This window comes from Flammeovirga yaeyamensis, from assembly GCF_018736045.1.
Lineage (GTDB): Bacteria > Bacteroidota > Bacteroidia > Cytophagales > Flammeovirgaceae > Flammeovirga > Flammeovirga yaeyamensis.
On the sequence record NZ_CP076132.1, the window covers coordinates 1922322 to 1940343 of the forward strand.

At 35.1% G+C, this 18022-nt stretch carries 19 protein-coding genes; 15 read left to right on the plus strand and 4 right to left on the minus strand.

The window, feature by feature from the left end:
- Window positions 1–40 precede the first annotated feature (40 nt).
- Window positions 41–1444 carry an LptF/LptG family permease gene (locus KMW28_RS07470; protein WP_066208721.1) on the plus strand — a complete coding sequence of 468 codons (1404 nt, stop codon included), beginning with the start codon at window positions 41–43 and terminating at the stop codon, window positions 1442–1444.
- Between the two features lie 90 nt (window positions 1445–1534).
- Window positions 1535–2209 (plus strand): (d)CMP kinase, encoded by a 675-nt coding sequence (gene cmk / locus KMW28_RS07475; protein ID WP_169663942.1) that lies wholly within the window; start codon window positions 1535–1537, stop codon window positions 2207–2209.
- Between the two features lie 230 nt (window positions 2210–2439).
- On the opposite strand, the gene KMW28_RS07480 is transcribed toward cmk, so the two are convergent.
- Window positions 2440–3780 carry an alginate export family protein gene (locus tag KMW28_RS07480; protein WP_066208717.1) on the minus strand — a complete coding sequence of 447 codons (1341 nt, stop codon included), beginning with the start codon at window positions 3778–3780 and terminating at the stop codon, window positions 2440–2442.
- A gap of 249 nt (window positions 3781–4029) precedes the next feature.
- Between KMW28_RS07480 and KMW28_RS07485 the strand changes: the two genes are divergently transcribed.
- The 4 genes from KMW28_RS07485 (at window position 4030) to moaA (ending at window position 8293) form a co-directional block, all read left to right on the plus strand.
- Entirely contained in the window at window positions 4030–6312 is a 2283-nt protein-coding gene (locus KMW28_RS07485) for a molybdopterin-dependent oxidoreductase (protein ID WP_205958174.1), read from the plus strand.
- Between the two features lie 13 nt (window positions 6313–6325).
- Window positions 6326–7036 (plus strand): NapC/NirT family cytochrome c, encoded by a 711-nt coding sequence (locus KMW28_RS07490; protein ID WP_066208715.1) that lies wholly within the window; start codon window positions 6326–6328, stop codon window positions 7034–7036.
- Between the two features lie 5 nt (window positions 7037–7041).
- The gene (locus KMW28_RS07495) at window positions 7042–7230 is read left to right on the plus strand and encodes a hypothetical protein (protein ID WP_066208713.1); all 189 of its coding nucleotides are present in this window, start codon (window positions 7042–7044) and stop codon (window positions 7228–7230) included.
- A 91-nt stretch (window positions 7231–7321) separates the two neighbouring features.
- Window positions 7322–8293 carry a GTP 3',8-cyclase MoaA gene (gene moaA / locus KMW28_RS07500; RefSeq protein ID WP_066208711.1) on the plus strand — a complete coding sequence of 324 codons (972 nt, stop codon included), beginning with the start codon at window positions 7322–7324 and terminating at the stop codon, window positions 8291–8293.
- 53 nt (window positions 8294–8346) lie between these two features.
- On the opposite strand, the gene KMW28_RS07505 is transcribed toward moaA, so the two are convergent.
- Window positions 8347–8853 carry a hypothetical protein gene (locus KMW28_RS07505; protein ID WP_066208709.1) on the minus strand — a complete coding sequence of 169 codons (507 nt, stop codon included), beginning with the start codon at window positions 8851–8853 and terminating at the stop codon, window positions 8347–8349.
- A gap of 194 nt (window positions 8854–9047) precedes the next feature.
- On the opposite strand from KMW28_RS07505, the gene KMW28_RS07510 reads away from it, so the two are divergent.
- Complete coding sequence (locus tag KMW28_RS07510) at window positions 9048–9782, plus strand: nitroreductase family protein (protein ID WP_066208708.1); 735 nt, start codon at window positions 9048–9050, stop codon at window positions 9780–9782.
- Window positions 9783–9804: 22 nt separating this feature from the next.
- Here the strand turns inward: KMW28_RS07510 and KMW28_RS07515 are convergent, their stop codons facing one another.
- Window positions 9805–10197 (minus strand): hypothetical protein, encoded by a 393-nt coding sequence (locus KMW28_RS07515; protein ID WP_066208706.1) that lies wholly within the window; start codon window positions 10195–10197, stop codon window positions 9805–9807.
- A 241-nt stretch (window positions 10198–10438) separates the two neighbouring features.
- Between KMW28_RS07515 and KMW28_RS07520 the strand changes: the two genes are divergently transcribed.
- From KMW28_RS07520 to KMW28_RS07555, 8 genes are all read left to right on the plus strand, one after another.
- On the plus strand, window positions 10439–11785 hold the full coding sequence (locus tag KMW28_RS07520; RefSeq protein ID WP_317171232.1) for a Na(+)-translocating NADH-quinone reductase subunit A: 1347 nt from the start codon (window positions 10439–10441) through the stop codon (window positions 11783–11785).
- 40 nt (window positions 11786–11825) lie between these two features.
- Window positions 11826–13094, plus strand: coding sequence for an NADH:ubiquinone reductase (Na(+)-transporting) subunit B (locus KMW28_RS07525; RefSeq protein WP_169663940.1), 1269 nt, complete (start codon window positions 11826–11828; stop codon window positions 13092–13094).
- Window positions 13081–13830 carry an NADH:ubiquinone reductase (Na(+)-transporting) subunit C gene (nqrC, locus tag KMW28_RS07530; RefSeq protein ID WP_066208700.1) on the plus strand — a complete coding sequence of 250 codons (750 nt, stop codon included), beginning with the start codon at window positions 13081–13083 and terminating at the stop codon, window positions 13828–13830. The genes KMW28_RS07525 and nqrC overlap by 14 nt, the downstream gene beginning before the upstream one ends.
- Before the next feature lie 35 nt (window positions 13831–13865).
- Window positions 13866–14513 carry an NADH:ubiquinone reductase (Na(+)-transporting) subunit D gene (locus tag KMW28_RS07535; RefSeq protein WP_066208699.1) on the plus strand — a complete coding sequence of 216 codons (648 nt, stop codon included), beginning with the start codon at window positions 13866–13868 and terminating at the stop codon, window positions 14511–14513.
- A 34-nt stretch (window positions 14514–14547) separates the two neighbouring features.
- Window positions 14548–15159: an NADH:ubiquinone reductase (Na(+)-transporting) subunit E gene (nqrE, locus tag KMW28_RS07540; RefSeq protein ID WP_066208697.1), complete on the plus strand. Its 612-nt coding sequence runs from the start codon at window positions 14548–14550 to the stop codon at window positions 15157–15159.
- Window positions 15160–15241: 82 nt separating this feature from the next.
- Complete coding sequence (moaD, locus tag KMW28_RS07545) at window positions 15242–15481, plus strand: molybdopterin converting factor subunit 1 (RefSeq protein WP_066208695.1); 240 nt, start codon at window positions 15242–15244, stop codon at window positions 15479–15481.
- Between the two features lie 7 nt (window positions 15482–15488).
- Window positions 15489–15902, plus strand: a complete 414-nt coding sequence (locus KMW28_RS07550) for a molybdenum cofactor biosynthesis protein MoaE (RefSeq protein WP_169663939.1) — start codon at window positions 15489–15491, stop codon at window positions 15900–15902.
- A gap of 39 nt (window positions 15903–15941) precedes the next feature.
- Window positions 15942–16472: a DUF4269 domain-containing protein gene (locus KMW28_RS07555; RefSeq protein ID WP_169663938.1), complete on the plus strand. Its 531-nt coding sequence runs from the start codon at window positions 15942–15944 to the stop codon at window positions 16470–16472.
- A gap of 84 nt (window positions 16473–16556) precedes the next feature.
- On the opposite strand, the gene KMW28_RS07560 is transcribed toward KMW28_RS07555, so the two are convergent.
- Complete coding sequence (locus KMW28_RS07560) at window positions 16557–18014, minus strand: rubredoxin (protein ID WP_205958173.1); 1458 nt, start codon at window positions 18012–18014, stop codon at window positions 16557–16559.
- Between the last annotated feature and the right edge of the window lie 8 nt (window positions 18015–18022).

Below are 18022 nucleotides of genomic sequence, written 5' to 3' on the forward strand. Positions count from 1 at the left end.
ATGAATATATCTTGAGTAGAATAGAACTCACAAAGCAAGAATGAAGAAGCTAGATAAGCTATTATTAAAAGCATACATAGGACCTTTTGCATTAACTTCTGCAATTGTTTTATTTATTTTTTGGTCGCAGTACATGATCTCAAAATTTGTCTATTTCTTAGGCAAAGATTTAGGATACGATGTTTATGCGGAATTGTTCTTTTGGTTTGCATTAGCCTTGTTGCCATTAGCATTACCACTAGCCGTGTTGCTAGCGTCGTTAATGACCTATGGTAGTTTAGGACAGCACTCTGAACTAACAGCAATTAAAGGGGCAGGGATCTCATTAATTAGAGTATTAAGACCTGTATTTTTCTTTACAATAGCTGTTACATTATTTCAATTAGTATATAACGATACTGTCGTACCCCACGCTAATTTGAAAGCTTATAGTTTGCTTTATGATATCAAACAGACTAAACCGACGATGAACCTTAAAGAAGGAGCATTTTATAACGGCTTAGATGGTTATAGTATCAAAGTATCGAAAAAAGATGAAGACGGAATCGGTATTCACGATGTGATCATTTATAAACATGAAGGACACCGTGGAAACAAAGAAGTGATTCTGGCCAACCATGGTAAAATGGAATTGATCAACGATGATACATTTTTGATGTTGACCCTGTTTAACGGTAATGCATACAGTGAAGTAGAAGATAAAAAATCGAAGGCGGATATTCAGTATGTACATTCTGAATTCGATTCTTCAATTTTCTATTTCTCAATGGAATCATATGCGATGAACGAAACTAGAGAGGACTTATTCATGGGGCATAACCTAATGAAAAATAGTACTCAGTTAAAAGCGGAGCAAGATTCATTAGAGAAAGCTATGGTAGATTACAGTGCTATGCTTGCTAAGAATGGTAAGACACAGTTCTACTACAGAAATACTTCTGCTAAAGGTGAACATAAAGCCAATAAATTTACTAAGAAGAAATTTGATCCTAATTCTAAGACTAATAAACTTAGAATTACATCTTCAGCATACAATAGTGCTTCGAGTTTCTACAATGTATTGAAGTCGAATGCCTCTAGGCATGCTAATCAGTTAAAAGAGGATGTGAAATATACGATTGATGTTCAAAAGAAAATTTCTACAGCAGTCGCTATTTTACTAATGTTCTTAATCGGTGCACCACTTGGAGCGATTATCAAAAAAGGTGGTCTTGGTGTTCCTGTATTGGTATCAGTATTGTTCTTCGTGATTTACTATATCATTACGATTACAGGTGAAAAGATGGCAAAAGAGTTATTAATCGACCCAGTTCTAGGAACTTGGTTGTCAAATATCTTCTTGTTAGTCTTTGGTTTGTTCTTCACATACCAAGCGAAAAACGATGTAAAACTTTTTGATACTGATTACTACTCTGTAGTATTCAAGAAATTATTCAAAAAGTAGATATAAATTTATTACCTTAATAACCCTATGCAGTTTAGTCTGTATAGGGTTTTCTTTTGTAATTTGAGAGAAATTAAACCACTACAATTAATGAAAAAAATCATCATAGCGTTAGATGGTCACGCAGGTTGTGGCAAATCAACTACTGCAAAAGCAGTAGCAAAATCATTAAATTATGTATTTATTGATACTGGAGCAATGTATAGGGCAGTAACCTATTATTTTCTTGAGAATGAAGTTGATTTTGCTGATCCTACAGAAGTGAAGAAAGCGTTAAATGAGATTTCATTAAAATTTGTCTTTAACCCAGAAAAAGGATTAGGCGAAATACACCTTAATAATAAAAATGTAGAGCCTTTCATCCGTAACATGGATATTACTAGTCGTGTGAGCGATGTGGCTGCTATTAAAGAAGTAAGGGTCTTTTGTGTGAGAGAACAACAGAAGATGGGAGAAGACAAAGGAATAGTGATGGATGGTCGTGATATTGGCACTGTAGTCTTTCCTACAGCAGAACTTAAAGTATTCATGACAGCCGATGTGAAGGTAAGAGCTAAACGTCGTTTAAAAGAAATGGAATCTAAAGGAGTAAATACTAATCTTAGTGATGTTATAGCTGATATTGAAAATAGAGATCATTTAGACTCAACAAGAAAGGAAAGTCCATTGAAAAAAGCTGATGATGCTGTGGTGGTAGACACTTCAGGACTGACAATTCAAGAGCAAGTGGATAGTATTTTGAAGCTAGCAAAAAAGAAGTTGTAATCAATAGTTAATAGTGACTTAAGTCATGTTTGCTTAAAATATGTAAAGAAGTATCTCTAAAAGATACTTCTTTTTCTTTAACATAGTTTTAGGTTTAAGAGAGTAGTACTTTTAACTATTTGAAATAGAAGAATAATAATTATTACAATTAATAATGCATTAAAAAAGGCTATCATTAATCTAATGATAGCCTTTCTAATAAAAGGATGTATATATCGGTAAGTTAGCGATTAGTTAGCACTAACTTCTTTCTTCTTTGTTGTGAAAAGTGTTGGTTTGATTACTAAACCTAACCAACCCCAATTGTTGAATTTTCCTGAGTCACCACCTGCATTAGCTCCAGTGGCATATTGCATTGAATCTGTAGCAAACATCGCAGACCATCCACCTTGAATAGAGATGTATTTGCTGAATTTGTAATTGGCATTCAAATCCAATTCAGTACCCAAGTTATTGCCTTGTTCAACACCATTACCGTCATCAATCTTAGCATTTGACATGAAAGAGTGAACTCTGCCGTAGAATTTCCAATCTTCCATATTGTAAGTAGCGCCTAAGTAAATATCAGTTAAACCACCTCTTGGGTTTCTGCCACCAACATAGAAGTAGTCCATATGACCGTTGAATTTGTGGTTTGTACCAAAGTAAGGGTTAAATGAATTGTTGACATCACCTGCTGCATCATAAGCTGTACCAGATAGTAATTCACCACCTAATGTGAATGCTAAAGCATCGTTAGCACTAAATAAAACTTCTACTAAAGCATTGTAAGCAGAAAGATTTTGTTGAGCTGCACCAACACCTGTATTACCCATTTGGTAGTAGAACGCAGCATTTACACCAATTTTACCCGGTCTAAACTCAGCTCGAGCACCTAATGTTTGTTGGTATACTGTTTCAAAATCTGTTCTATTATTATTGTTAGGATCTTTATCTTGTTCAATACCAAGGTTCATTGCAAGAGCAGAAAGTTTTACATTTTCACTCAAGTCTTTATGGAACCATAAGTATTGCATATTTTTATATGAATTGTTGGCAACTCCTTGGTTAATACCGGTGTAGAAGTTGTTTTCACCATTCGTCGCAATGGAGATACCACCATGTAATTTAAATGATTTTTCGTATTTGAATACGATGGCATCATGGCTTCTCGCTTGTTGCGCCCAATCTACTGAACCAAAGATACGGTGATCATCATACACTAACTCTTGGCGACCGACTTTTGCAGAAAACGCATCAGTGAATAATAATTCACCCCAAGCTTCATGAACGTGAAGGTTACCTCTGTCTTTATTAGCAAAGTGGTTGATCTCACCCCATGTTCTTACATCTTGGATGGAAACTCCCATTCTGAATTTTTCACTCTTATCATTGAATAAGAAACGTAATCTTGATCTTTGTGATACAAAGTTTTCTGGGCGGTCCATGTCGGCATTAGATGGTCTTAATTGACCAAAGCCATTTCTGTATTCATAACGAGGTTTTAGTTGTGCATCAATCGTAAAATCTTGAGCATAAGCACCACTAAATAAGGTCAGTAGCGTAATTACAGATAGTAATTTTTTTAGCATAATTAAAGATAAATAAAAGTTAAAATCTTATTTAATTTTAGGTAAAAATATCTAAAATTTCTCTGAGTGCAATATTAGTTACGCCTCAATAGTTAATTTCTATTAAATATCATCTTTAATTGGTGACTTATGTCATGAAATAGAAATTTTATTGATTTTAGTATTACATATCGAAATCTAAAAGCTAAATTTTAGATAATTAAAACACATTATTGATTTATAATATTCGGAATTAAACACTACTGTTAAATGAGTAATAAAAAAGACGACTTGAGTTTATCAAGACGTGATTTCCTAAAACTAACTGGCGGTACCGTTGCCGTAGGCGGTGCAGCACTTAGTGGTTGGGGACTAACTGAACTTATTGTTGATGAAGGGCCAGTGAAATCATGGCACAAATCTGTATGCCGTTATTGTGGTACAGGTTGTGGAGTGATGTTGGGTATGAATAAGGACAAATTAGTTAGAGTCCGTGGAGACCAAGAAGCCCACAACAAAGGTGTCATATGTATTAAAGGGTCAATGCTTGATAAAGTAATGAAAAGCCCTGAAAGATTAAAGGTCCCGAAAATTAAAAAGAATGGTAAGTTAGTAGAATCGACTTGGGAAGAGGCGATGGAACTAATGACCAAAAAATTCAAAGAAAATTTAGATCAGAATGGTCCGACAAGTATCGGGTTCTATGGTTCGGGTCAATTACTAATTGAAGAATCATATACTGCAAATAAATTATTTAAGGCTGGGTTTAAATCAAATAACGTTGATGGTAACCCTCGTTTATGTATGGCATCAGCTGCAGTTGGTTATACACAAACTTTTGGTAAAGACGAACCTCCAGGGGCGTACGAAGATATCGACCATGCAGAAACATTTTTCTTAATCGGTTCTAACGCTTATGAATGCCACCCTCCATTATGGGAACGAATCATGTTGCGTAAAAAAGCTGATCCAAATGTAAAAATCATCGTTGTCGATCCTCGTAAAACAAAAACAGCTGTACATGCAGATGTCTATGTTCCTGTTTTACCAGGTAAAGATATGTTGTTGTTAAACTCTATGTGTTGCGTAATTGCAGAATTGGGGTTAATCGATGAGGATTTTGTAGGCAAATATGTCAATTTCAGTGATGGTAAAAACAAAATCACTTTAGATGAATATAAAAAGTTCCTAAAAGATTACAGACCGGAGAAAGTAGCAGATGAATTAGGTATCACTCCAAGACAAATTAGAGAGATTGCTTATCAGTTTGCTTCATCGAAAGCAACGATGTCTTTGTGGACAATGGGTATTAACCAAAGAGTACAAGGGGTATTCTTAAATAATACACTTAACTCTTTACACTTAATCACTGGCCAGATTTGTAAGCCTGGTGCAACACCACTTTCATTAACAGGACAGAGTAATGCATGTGGTGGTGTTCGTGATACAGGTTCACTAGCTCACTTATTACCAAACGGTCGTTTAATTGCTAAAGAGCAACATAGAAACGAAATGGAGGAGCTTTGGAAAGTGCCTAAAGGTACAATTGCTCCAAAACCAGGTAGACATGCATTAGCTATGTTTGATGGTATGGTGACAGGTGATGTGAAAGCAGCATTGATTATGTGTTCTAACCCTGCACAATCTTTACCAAACAACAGATACTACAGAGAAGGAATGGAAAAAGCTTTCCTAGTAGTTTCTGAAATTTTTGAAGATACAGAAACAGCTAAGTTTGCAGATATTCTTCTTCCAGCAGCTCTTTATATTGAAAAAGAAGGGGTGTATGGACAAACAGAAAGAAGATATCAAATTATTGAAAAGCTAAGAGAACCTGTAGGTCAAGCGCGTTCAGACTTTGATATTTTAGTTGACTTTGCCAACAGAATGGGTCAAGGAAAACTAATTACATACAAAACACCAACTGAATGTTGGGATGAATACAGAATAATTTCGAAATCATCAAAATATGATTTCTCTGGAATTACTAGAGAACGATTGAGAACGGAAAGGGGTATTCAATGGCCTTGTCCTTCAGAAGATCATCCTGGAACTGTAAGAAGATACATCAAAGGTGATCCATTTGCTGATAAACATGTGGATGCGAACCATAAAGTTCACTTCTATGGAAAACCAGATGGTAAAGCAGTTGTTTTTGCTAGACCTTATATTGCTGGTAAAGAAGATGTATCTGAAGAAAGACCATTATTCTTAACAACAGGACGTGTGATTTCACAATGGCATACAGGAACAATGACTTTCCGTGTACCAGAATTAAATCATTCTGCTGGTCCAGGTCGTTTTGTTTTCCATCCAAGTGATGCTGGTGCACAAGGTGTTAAAAAGGGAGATAAAATTGAAGTTGAAAGTTCAAGAGGAAAAATGGAAGGCATCGTAGATATCTCAAGAGATCACGAAACTCCAGGAGTAGTCTTCGCCGCTTTCTATGATCAAAAGTTTTTAGTAAATAATGTTGTATCTGATGATCATGACCCTGTTTCTAAGGAGCCTGATTATAAAGTAACAGCAATTAGTGTTAAAAAATTAAGTTAAACTTCAACGATTAATGGAAACAATATTAGATATACTTGCAGTAGTGATCCTAATCGTAGAAGTGATCCTACTTTTCAAATTAAGACAACAAAGGTTTCAACAGCACCTTACAGGTGGAGTAAGAGCAATGGTTTTAGTAGCTATTATTTTATTCCCAGTTTTGGCTGTTTTATTAGGAAACTATCATGTTTTTGTAACAACTAAAGAGTCAACAACTTGTCAAAGCTGCCACGTTATGGCACCTATGGCTAACGACATGATGTTTGATGCAACATCTCAAACTTTAGCAGCAAGACACTATAAAAATGGATGGATTGCTGAGCATGAGTGTTATAGCTGTCATGCCGATTATGGTTTCCAAGGAACCATGAAAGCAAAATTAGATGGTTACAGACACTTGATGAGATACGTAACAAAAACATATGAAGAGCCCATTCGCTACAGAGGTGAATTTAATTCTATGAACTGTTATGGTTGTCACGAAGGTTCAAGAACTTTCGAAGCTGTTGAAGAACATCAGCCAGTTATTGAAAACTTAAAAAGTGATGATGCTTCTATTTCTTGTCTAAACTGTCATGGTAGAGCTCATCCAGAACCTTCGAGAAGAACGCCAGGTCATGAGGATTATAAGTGGTTATCTAATCCAAAGAATAGAGAAATCTCTTCTAAAGATGCCAATGAAGTAAAAGAATATATTTCAAACCTTGCCGTATCAAATAAATAGAAATTATGAGAAAGATATTTATAGAAGCTATGCTTGTGATCGTAGGTTTGGCTATTTCCATTCCTTACATCATTATGCCAGGACCATATTTAATGTTCTTATTTGTATTCGTAGCCCAACCATGTATTGCAGTAGCAGTATTGTTGGTTCTTTGGGAAGTGTACAAAGATCTTACAAAATCAAATCTTTTGTAAAGAATTAATATTTGATTTAAGACCTTATCATTTAACATGTGATAAGGTCTTTTTTATAATTTGTGTGTTAGATCAATTATATTTGTAATCTATGCTAACAGATAAGTTTAACCGACAAATAAAATACGTGCGATTAGCCGTAACTGATCGTTGCAATCTCCGATGTACCTATTGTATGCCTGAGCATATGAAATTTGTGCAAAAGGATAAGTTATTGACTTTTGAAGAGATGATAAAGTTAATGGAGATCCTTGCTCAAAATGGTGTAGAAAAAGTGCGTATTACTGGAGGGGAACCTTTTGTTAGGAGTGGTTTGATTCATTTTTTGGAGCAATTAGTGAAAATTGAGGGCATCAAAAAAGTAGGGATAACATCAAATGGTGTTTTATTGGAGGAACACCTTGAAGTGTTGAATGATTTAGGGATAAAAGACATCAACCTAAGCCTTGATGCTGTTTCAAGATCAAAATTTCAAGAAATTACTAGAAGAGATGATTTTGATAAAGTGATGAGTTCATTGAAGAAAATGATCAAAATGGACTTTAATGTGAAAGTGAATATGGTGGTGATGGATTCGAAAAATACGGATCAGATTATACCTTTAGCTTTGCTTGCCAAAAATGCACCAATTGAAATCAGATATATTGAAGAAATGCCATTTAATGGTACAGGTAGAGAAGTATCTACTACTTGGAACTACAAAGATATTGAAGAGGTTTTATTCAATGAGTTTTCAGATTTCGAGAAAATAAAAACGAATCAACCCTCAACTGCCCAAATCTATCAAACAAAATTTCTAAAAGGGAAAATTGGAATCATTCCAGCCTTTAGTCGAACTTTTTGTGGTACTTGTGATCGATTAAGAATTACATCATTAGGGCAAATAAGAAATTGCTTGTATTCTAAAGATGGTTTGGATCTAAGAGCCTTGGTTAGGTCAGATATGTCTAATCAAGAAATTGTAGATGAAATTCAAAATCACCTTTACAAAAAGAAAAAAAGTGGTTGGGAAGAAGAAGAGGATAACAATCAACTTGACTCCATGTCTATGATTGGAGGATAAAAAAAGCGAATCGTTGGATTCGCTTTTTTTATGATTAATATATAAATAGAGTATTAATTCTCTGTAACCTTGAATAACATAAATACATGGTCTTTAGAGAACCTTGCTCCAGCTACAGGATTAGGTTGTGCAGGTTGTTTAGGAAAGTCGCCTCCACCTAAATAAAATCTACTACATGTACCATTATTAATTGTGATGTCCTGACCATATTGGTCGTTAAACCAAGAACCGTCTATTCCATTATAATCCCCTTCAACGGCGAATACAGTGTAAGTGCCGTCAGGTAAGTTTACAGTGAATACGTCTTTATCTCCATCTATTTCTTTACCGCAGTTTGGATCTTGTGCATATGCTAAAAGCTGTCCTTCAGCCTTTTCATTAGCATTTTTATCAGTAATTAGAATCGTAATTACTCCTCCAGAAGAACCGCTATTTGAGTCAGCATAAAAGGTAGCACTACCTAAATCTACTTCTTCTCCGTCGGTACCACAAGAATGTAATATGAAGGCTAACCCAACTAAAAGACTTAAGATTGATAAATTAGAAATGAACTTTCTCATGTTAATTAATTATTGACTAATTTTGTGATCAAATTGTGAATAGCATTTAAAAGGATACAATATCAAGGAGTTACATGTATAAATATTTGATGATCATTAGTTTTTGATGAATACAAAGAGGTTTATACAGATATTAATATCGACAATGCTCTATTTACAATGACAATTAAATAATAAAAAAGGACAAATAAAAAATGACTAACAACGCCAAGTATTTTGATGAACTGGTTAACGAACGAAGATCAGTGAGAGTTTACGATCAGGAAGTGGCTTTTGATCATGAGGCAGTTCAGAGAAGTCTAGAAAGAGCTACTTTATCCCCAAACAGTTCGAATATGCAAATGTGGGAGTTCTATAGAATTACCACTGAGGATATTAAAAAGGAGGTTGCAGTGAATTGTATGAAGCAAAAAGCGGCAACAACTGCAAGAGAATTAGTATTGTTCACGGTGAGACCTTCATTATGGTCTGAAAGAGCAAAATTTAATTTAGAGGAGATGAAAAAAGGTTTTGAGAAAAAGCCTTTAAGCGAAAAAGATCAAAAAAGAGCATTAAGCTATTACGAAAAGCTAGTTCCTATTTTATATAAAAATGATAAACTAGGCATCCGTAGTTTTGGGAAGAAAATGTTTGCTTGGTTCGTTGGTTTAAAACGTCCGATGGTTAGACAAGTAGCGAAAAAAGATGTAGCCATAACTCTGCACAAAAGTGTCGCTTTAGCTGCTATGACTTTTATGTATTCTATGAAATCTGAAGGTTATGATACATGTCCGATGGAAGGATTCGATAGTAAACGCATTAAAAAAATCTTAAATCTTCCTAAAGATACTGAAATAAGCATGATCATAGGTTGTGGACCTGCTGCAGAGGGTGGGATTTACAATGAAAGGGTAAGAGTGCCTAATGAAAAAGTAATATTTGAGATATAAAAAAAGGAGCTTTTGCTCCTTTTTATGCTTCAATTACTTCCGCTGAAAAGGGGAGGTAATTTACTTTTAATTCTTGTTGTTGATGTGCTGGATGGAAAAGTGTTTTTAATTCGAAACTTTTACCATCGTTATTCATCAAGATTCTAAATAATGCCTGATTTCTTGGGTCTTCATTCTTTACCCATAGATATTTGTAATCACCTAAGTTAATAGGTTCATCATCAACAGTATTTACATAAGGAACTTCAGAAATATTTACCTCTTTTTTATGGAAATCCCATGTGATAAGATGGGGGTTTTTTAAAGTTGCATCAGTGACCTTAACGAAGTGTAAATTATGTACGCTGATAACATCTTTACGATGCTTGATCTGATCCCAAATTGCGGCGATTTCTGTACTGTTTACTGTTTGCATTTTAGTCGATTTTATGATTCTTTCTCTTTATAACGTCTTTATATATATCATTTAGTGTACCAATTTGCAGATTTTTTATGTTAAAGTTTAACTTTATTTATTCAAATACCTAAATATTTGAATTTACTTACTAAATCCGATGCCCATAAAGTTTCAACAATAATATGAATTTAGTAAGTTTGTCGTTGAAAAAAATAGGAGCGTTTACTCTGTCACTCGATAATATCCGATGTCTAATAACGTGAAATTAAAACAAGGGTTCGATATCAAACTTGTTGGTAAGGCTACAGAAAGCATTGCCAAGGATGTCGAAGCACCCAAAAGGTACGCCTTAAAACCAGAAGATTTTCCGGGCATGATTCGTCCGAAGTCTGTGGTTAAAGTGGGCGCTAAAGTTAAGGCAGGTGACCCGATCTTAATCGACGGGAAACAAGAAGAAATAAAATATACTTCACCTGTAAGCGGCGAAATCGTTGAAATCCAACGAGGTGAGCGTCGTAAATTACTTGCTATCGTTGTAGAAGCTGATAGCAACATTGAATACAAAGAATTCCCAGTAAAACCAGTAGATCAAGTATCAGTAGAAGATGCAAAAGCAGTGATGTTGGAAAGTGGTGTTTGGCCACTATTAGTCCGTCGTCCATATGCGATTGTTGCTGATCCTTCAGATCAACCAAGAGCAATCTTTGTTTCATCATTTGATAGCCATCCTTTGGCTCCAAATTATGAATTCACTCTTCAAGGACAAGAAGCTTACATCCAAGCGGGTGTAGATGTTCTTAAGAAATTTGCTCCAAAAGTGTATGTTGGTTTAAACGGAACTGCTCCATCAAAATTATTTGATAATGTAGCAGGTGTTGAAAAGAATAAATTCAACGGACCTCACCCAGCAGGTAACGTTGGTGTTCAAATTCACCACACTTCTCCAATTGCAAACGCAAATGATGTAGTTTGGACAATCTCTCCACAAGGTTTAGCACAAATTGGTAAACTTTTCAAGGAAGGTAAATACGATGCTAAACAAGTTATTGCTGTAGCAGGTCCAAAAGTTGACAAACCAGAATATGTTGAAACATATGTTGGTGCTTCTGTAGATACAATTGCGGCAGCAAAAATTAAAGGAGATGATGTTCGTGTAGTTTCTGGTAACATCCTTACTGGTTCAGCAATTAGCAAAGATGGTTTCATAGGCTTTTATTCGAACATGGTAACTGCATTGGCAGAAGGTAAGAAATCTAGATTCTTCCTAACTGACGGGTGGTTAGCACCAATTACAAGCCGTTTGTCTTTCCATAAAGCATTTGGTTTGTTGGGTTCTACTTCTAAAGAATATGCATTAGATACAAACACAAACGGTCAAGACAGACCATTTGCTGTTACTGGTGCTTTCGAAAAAGTAGTTCCAATGGATATTTATCCAATGTATTTATTAAAGTCCATCTTAGCATATGACTATGAGAACATGGAAGCTTTAGGTATTTATGAAGTTGCTGAAGAGGATTTCGCTCTTTGTGAGTTTATAGATGTATCTAAGCACGATATCCAGAAAATTGTTCGTCAAGGTCTTGATACAATGCGTTTGGACTAATTTGGTGCAAAATTATTAAGTAGAAAATAGCTTAAGTTCAATGAAATTTTTACACGATCTCTTAGAAAAACAAAAGCCTCTTTTCGAGAAAGGCGGTAAGCTAGAAAAGCTTTACTATGTTTTTGAAGCAGGAGAGACCTTTATGTTTACTCCTCCGGAAGTAACTAAAGCAAAAGGTGTACAGGTTCGTGACGCGGTCGATTTGAAGCGTGTGATGATGACTGTAGTGATTGCCTTAATCCCTGCGATTCTTTTTGGTATATGGAACGTTGGTTACCAACACTTCCTTGCTACCAATGATGCTGAAGTTGCCTCTTTCGGTGCTCAGTTAATCTATGGTTTAAAATTGGCTTTGCCATTAATTATAGTTTCTTATGCTGCGGGTGGTACTATTGAGGCCGCTTTCGCTGTGTTTAGAAATCACCCTATTACAGAGGGTTTCTTGGTAACAGGTATCCTGATACCATTGGTTGTTCCTGCTTCTTTACCACTTTGGCAAATTGCTTTAGCTTCTGCATTCGCAGTATTAATCGCTAAAGAAGTTTTCGGTGGTGTAGGTATGAACATCTTGAACGTTGCTTTAACAGCACGTGCATTCTTATATTTTGCTTACCCTGCACAAATTTCAGGTGACAAAGTATGGATCGAAATCGGTGAAACTGCAGCGGGTCAAGCTATGGCTACTGTAGATGGTTTTACTGGTGCAACATTCCTTGGTTTAGCTGTTGAGGCTCAGAAAGTAGGTCAGCCAGTAGCTGATTTTGTAGCACAACATGCTCATTGGGTACAATCTCCTGCAGAATTAGCGATGACTTCTTTCATTGGTCTAATCCCAGGTTCAATTGGTGAAACTTCTGCCTTAATGTGTTTGATCGGTGCAATCGTATTGATCTGGACTAAAGTTGCTGATTACAGAATTATCCTTTCAGGAGTTCTTGGTGCTTTAGGTATGGGTGTTTTATTAAACGTTTTTGCTGGAGACATGCAAGCAGTTAAAGACGGTGTAGAAGGAGCAAAATATTTTGCTTACCTTGATATGCCATCTTACTATCACTTAATTGTTGGTGGTTTTGCATTTGGTATTGTATTCATGGCAACTGACCCTGTATCGGCTTCACAAACCAACACTGGTAAGTGGATTTATGGTGCGTTTATCGGTATCATGACGGTAATTATCCGTGTATTGAACCCTGCGTATCCAGAAGGTATCATGTTAGCTATTCTTCTTATGAACGTAATGGCTCCATTGATCGATAACTATGTAGTAAATGCGAACAAAAAACGAAGATTAAAACGTGCAACAGTCTAACGGTTATGTCATCGGTTTTGCAGTCGTTATGACGATCGTCCTTGGCGGTATCTTAGCGTTCACTGCAGTGTCTCTAAATGAGACACAGAAAATACAGATTGCTCTTGACACCAAAAAGCAAATTATGCTTTCTGTGATGCCAGAAATGAGTGAATCACCAAAAACAGAAATTGCAGCAGTTTACGACAAAAGAATCAAAGTTGTAAATGTTGACGGATCTGCAATTGACGCTACTACTTTAGAGAAACTAAACATCTCTAAAGAGTGGAAAAAGTTGAAAAAACTAAACAAAGGAGAATCAAAAGAACAACCAGTTTTACCAATCTATGAGTTCCTTGCTGAAGATGGTAAAACAGTTGAAGCTTACATTCTTCCTATGTATGGATATGGACTTTGGAACGACATCTGGGGTTACTTCGCTTTAAATGCAGATAAGAAATCTGTAAAAGGTGTAGTATTCTCTCATAAAGGTGAAACTCCAGGTTTAGGTGCTAGAATTAGCGATACGGAAGTACAAAACCGTTACATCGGTAAAACTATCACAAATGGTAGCGAATTGACTCCAATTCACATGGTGAAAGGTGAAGGACACACAGGTCTTTCTAATTCTGAAGTGGATGGTCTTTCAGGAGCTACTTTAACAGCGAATGGCTTAAACGACATGGTAAAAATGTACCTTGAAGCTTACCAACCATTCATTAATAAAGGTGCTTCTGCGGTTTCTATGGCCCAGTAGTTTTCTATTTGTAAATTTTAAAAGCAAAAAAAGAAATGAGCACAGAAACTGTAGCAGCAAAAAAATCAGAGGCTTTATTCTCGAAGAGAAGAAAGAAAATTATTACAGATCCTCTGGATGACGATAACCCTGTAACGGTACAGGTATTAGGTATTTGTTCTGCATTGGCGGTAACTTCTAAGTTGGAACCAACTTTAGTAATGTCAATTGCGGTAACATTCGTAATTATCTTCTCAAACTTGATCGTATCATTGTTACGTAATGCAATTCCACAACGTATTCGTATCATTGTTCAGTTGGGTATTGTAGCATCTTTAGTAATTATCGTAGACCAAGTTTTAAAAGCTTATCTATATGATGTATCTAAAGTAGTAGGTGTATATGTTGGTCTAATCATTACCAACTGTATTGTAATGGGTCGTTTGGAAGCGTTTGCTATGGCAAACAAAGCATATGATTCAGTTCTTGATGGTCTTGGTTCATCTTTCGGTTATGCATGGGTGATCTTAGTGGTTGCTTTCTTCCGTGAGTTATTAGGATCAGGTACATTGTTTGATATCCGTGTTCTTCCAGAAGCATATGTAAACAACGGTTTAATGACTTCTCCAGTAGGAGCCTTCATTATTATCGGTTTGATCATTTGGGTTCAGCGTTGGAGAAACGGTTACGTAGAAGAAGCTTAAGAACAATTTTCATTAAAAAACATTCGACACAAAAATGGATTTATTAAATCTTGCAATCAAGTCGATCTTTATCGACAACATGGTGTTCGCATATTTCTTGGGAATGTGTTCTTACTTGGCCGTTTCTAAGAAAGTTGATACTGCCCTAGGTTTAGGTGCAGCCGTAACATTCGTATTGACAATTACAGTTCCTTTGAACTGGTTGGTATATAACTATATTTTGAAAGAAGGTGCTTTGGTATGGGTATCAGATGCTTATGCTAACGTTAGCCTTGACTTCTTAACTTACATCTTATTTATCGCTGTAGTAGCATCGACTGTACAGTTGGTAGAGATGATCATCGAGAAGTTCTCTCCTTCATTATATGGATCATTAGGTATTTTCTTACCACTAATCGCCGTAAACTGTTCTATCTTAGGTGCCGCATTCTTTATGGTACCAAGAGAGTACACTATTATTGAAGCTGGTGTATATGGCTTCTCTTCTGGTTTAGGTTGGTTAATCGCGATTATCGCTCTTGCTGCGATTCGTGAGAAAATGAAATACTCTAACGTACCAGCACCTTTAAAAGGTTTAGGTATTACTTTTATCATCACTGGTTTGATGGGATTGGCATTCATGTCATTCATGGGTATTGCTCTATAATCTTTTATAAGATGATATTCAAAAGGCTTTCACTTCGGTGGAAGCCTTTTTTGTATTTAATACTTTATGATTAATTTTAAGTATGAAAATTTTACTTTTTGGAATTGCTAAAGATATCATTGGTGATTCTCAATTGGAATGGGAATTAACAGTTGAACAAAAGACTTCTGAGGATTTACTAGAGGCTTTAAAACAACGTTATCCAGCACTTACTAAATTGAGGTCTATCGCTCTTGCTGTAAATGGTGAACATGCGAATGGTACAGAATTAATTCAACAAACAGACGAAATTGCTTTAATCCCACCTATGTCTGGTGGATGATAATATTATGATTGCTTTAAAATCTACAAATGATATCAACATTGCCGAAATTACTGATAGTGTAAAATCAGATAGTTGTGGGGCGATAGATGTATTTATTGGGACCGTAAGAAATAACTTCAAAGGGAAAGATGTTGCTAAATTATTCTTTGAAGCTTATGAACCAATGGCCATATCAGAATTGACTAAAATTGCGGATCAGGTAAAGGAGAAATATCAAGCAGATAAGGTAAGTATTGTACATGCTTTAGGAGATTGTTTGGTAGGGGAGATAGCTGTTGTAATTGCTGTGTCTACACCTCATCGAAAAGCAAGTTTTGATGGTTGTCAATATGCTATTGATACACTAAAAGAAACAGTGCCTATTTGGAAAAAAGAGTTTTTTGAAGATGGATCTCATTGGGTGTTTTCTCATCCTTAGACTTAGATGTTCACTTTCTTATTTTTAACTACTTGTTCAATGATTCATGATTTTATAAATATTGATTACCTAAAAAATGGTAATCAAATACAACGAAAATCTTATAAGATTATACAAAAGATTGAGTTATTTTCAATACTTAAGGATCATAAACCTATCTTGACAGGTACCATACCTATAGATATAAATATCGAAGAGAGTGATTTAGATGTTATTTGTGAAGTAAATGACTTTGATAGCTTTCGTCAAAAAGTAGAGAAGCATTTCTCTGAATATGATGGATTCTCTTATTCAGGTATGATGAATCGTAATGACAAAGAATGTGTTACATTTAATTTCTTTGTTGATGGAATGGAGATCGAACTCTATGGTGAAAATAAGCCTGCGGCTCAACAAAATGCTTACCGACATATGCTTATAGAGTATCATTTTCTAAATAAGTTAGGTGATGATTTTAAGAAGAAAATAATCGCTCTTAAAAAAGCAGGATTAAAAACAGAACCTGCTTTTGCAAAACTATTAAACTTAGAAGGTGATCCTTATGAAGCTTTACTTAATGTTCAATTATAAGGGGATAATATCAAGAAATATCTTAAAACAAAAAGACTCAACGAAATAGAATCGTTGAGTCTTTTGTCATTATAATATATATGATTAATTATTTTGAGGCATTTCTATCTCTTGGAAAGCTTCCTTCTCTGCATCACATAATGGACAAGTGAAAGAACTTGGTAAGAATTCAAACTTAGTATTGGCAGGAATTCCCTCTTCAGGCATACCCAAACTTTCATCATAAATACTTAAACAGTTATTACACTGATAAACTTTTACTGTTTGTTGTGGTAAACTTGATTTTGGTTCATCCACATCGTAATTACTATTATCTAATTGTTCATAGTATAAATGACTCAATTCGATAAGAATAGGTGGGATGGCTTCTTTAGGTACTTTCTTTACAAAAGTGATATACTTAGGTTCGTTACAGTTGAAATCCTTAGCATATAGAATATTGAATAAGTTTCCATTACTTGATGGAACACTTTCAATAACTACACTTGTAAATAAAATAACAGGCTTAGTTTTGATCGTGAATGTTAACCCATAAGTACTGATATCTTGTTTATCAAGTGCTCTTACTAGGTAATTTTTAAGATCTAAAGCTTCTTGATCTAATACAGGTAAATGCCAATTTAACTCTAAAGAGGAGTGTCTAACATTTATACCAAATTTACCAAGTAATTTTTCCCAATTGATAATGTTCTTAGAATCAATGCCTTTTACAATAAATGATTTCCAAGGAGTAATTGTGATTTTTCCAATATTGGTTTTTAAACACAATTCACACAATTGTTTCAGGAAAGGAAGGTCGAAACAGTTATTTCTCCAATATAATCCTAACCAATATTTACCACTTAGCATTCGATGTAATCCTTCGTAATAAGGGAAAGGCCCAGTTGGTAATTTTAATGATCCCGTTTTGGCTAATGTATTAATGTCTAAGCTTGAAACAATAGTTTTCCAAACTTTAGAACAATCAATTGTTTTACCTGGAATATATAGACCCTCAAAAGCACGTGCGACTTTAGCGATATCGTAATTGTAAATTAAATTAGGACATTCCCAAAGCACTTCAGCTTGCTCTTCTTCACGAATAAATAAATACCAATATCCTTCTTTTTCTGAAGCTACAAAATTCAATTGTCCTGTAAATAGAGGAACCATTGTTTGTGCAGGATCAGTAATGTTAATCTTTAATTTCGGTTGGAAATCAAAGGTATCTAAGATATAATGATAAGTGTGTGCCGCTAACCAAGATGTACTTGGAATAACATCCAAAGCTACATATGAGGTCACAATATTTTGAAAAGATTCTCCGTCACAGTCGTAACCTGTTTTGATAGAATCAAATGTTTCTCTTAGTTTTTGTCTACTAATTCTTGGTGGAGCAAACAAGATATCTTGTCTTGAACCAAAATGTAGAAACTCTACATCCAATTCTTCTGCCACCTGAATAATTTTCAGAAGATCGCCGGGCGATGAAATCCCTCCTTTAATAAAAACTCTTACTAAATCTTCTTTTTCTATTGTCTCCGTAGATAGTTGGTCGATCATAATTGAAA

Bases quoted from the DNA above. Each gene is read 5' to 3' on its own strand.
- KMW28_RS07470 (WP_066208721.1), top strand. From the start codon at position 41: ATGAAGAAGCTAGATAAGCTATTATTAAAAGCATACATAGGACCTTTT.
- cmk (WP_169663942.1), top strand. From the start codon at position 1,535: ATGAAAAAAATCATCATAGCGTTAGATGGTCACGCAGGTTGTGGCAAA.
- KMW28_RS07480 (WP_066208717.1), bottom strand. From the start codon at position 3,780: ATGCTAAAAAAATTACTATCTGTAATTACGCTACTGACCTTATTTAGT.
- KMW28_RS07485 (WP_205958174.1), top strand. From the start codon at position 4,030: ATGAGTAATAAAAAAGACGACTTGAGTTTATCAAGACGTGATTTCCTA.
- KMW28_RS07490 (WP_066208715.1), top strand. From the start codon at position 6,326: ATGGAAACAATATTAGATATACTTGCAGTAGTGATCCTAATCGTAGAA.
- KMW28_RS07495 (WP_066208713.1), top strand. From the start codon at position 7,042: ATGAGAAAGATATTTATAGAAGCTATGCTTGTGATCGTAGGTTTGGCT.
- moaA (WP_066208711.1), top strand. From the start codon at position 7,322: ATGCTAACAGATAAGTTTAACCGACAAATAAAATACGTGCGATTAGCC.
- KMW28_RS07505 (WP_066208709.1), bottom strand. From the start codon at position 8,853: ATGAGAAAGTTCATTTCTAATTTATCAATCTTAAGTCTTTTAGTTGGG.
- KMW28_RS07510 (WP_066208708.1), top strand. From the start codon at position 9,048: ATGACTAACAACGCCAAGTATTTTGATGAACTGGTTAACGAACGAAGA.
- KMW28_RS07515 (WP_066208706.1), bottom strand. From the start codon at position 10,197: ATGCAAACAGTAAACAGTACAGAAATCGCCGCAATTTGGGATCAGATC.
- KMW28_RS07525 (WP_169663940.1), top strand. From the start codon at position 11,826: ATGAAATTTTTACACGATCTCTTAGAAAAACAAAAGCCTCTTTTCGAG.
- KMW28_RS07535 (WP_066208699.1), top strand. From the start codon at position 13,866: ATGAGCACAGAAACTGTAGCAGCAAAAAAATCAGAGGCTTTATTCTCG.
- nqrE (WP_066208697.1), top strand. From the start codon at position 14,548: ATGGATTTATTAAATCTTGCAATCAAGTCGATCTTTATCGACAACATG.
- moaD (WP_066208695.1), top strand. From the start codon at position 15,242: ATGAAAATTTTACTTTTTGGAATTGCTAAAGATATCATTGGTGATTCT.
- KMW28_RS07550 (WP_169663939.1), top strand. From the start codon at position 15,489: ATGATTGCTTTAAAATCTACAAATGATATCAACATTGCCGAAATTACT.
- KMW28_RS07555 (WP_169663938.1), top strand. From the start codon at position 15,942: ATGATTCATGATTTTATAAATATTGATTACCTAAAAAATGGTAATCAA.
- KMW28_RS07560 (WP_205958173.1), bottom strand. From the start codon at position 18,014: ATGATCGACCAACTATCTACGGAGACAATAGAAAAAGAAGATTTAGTA.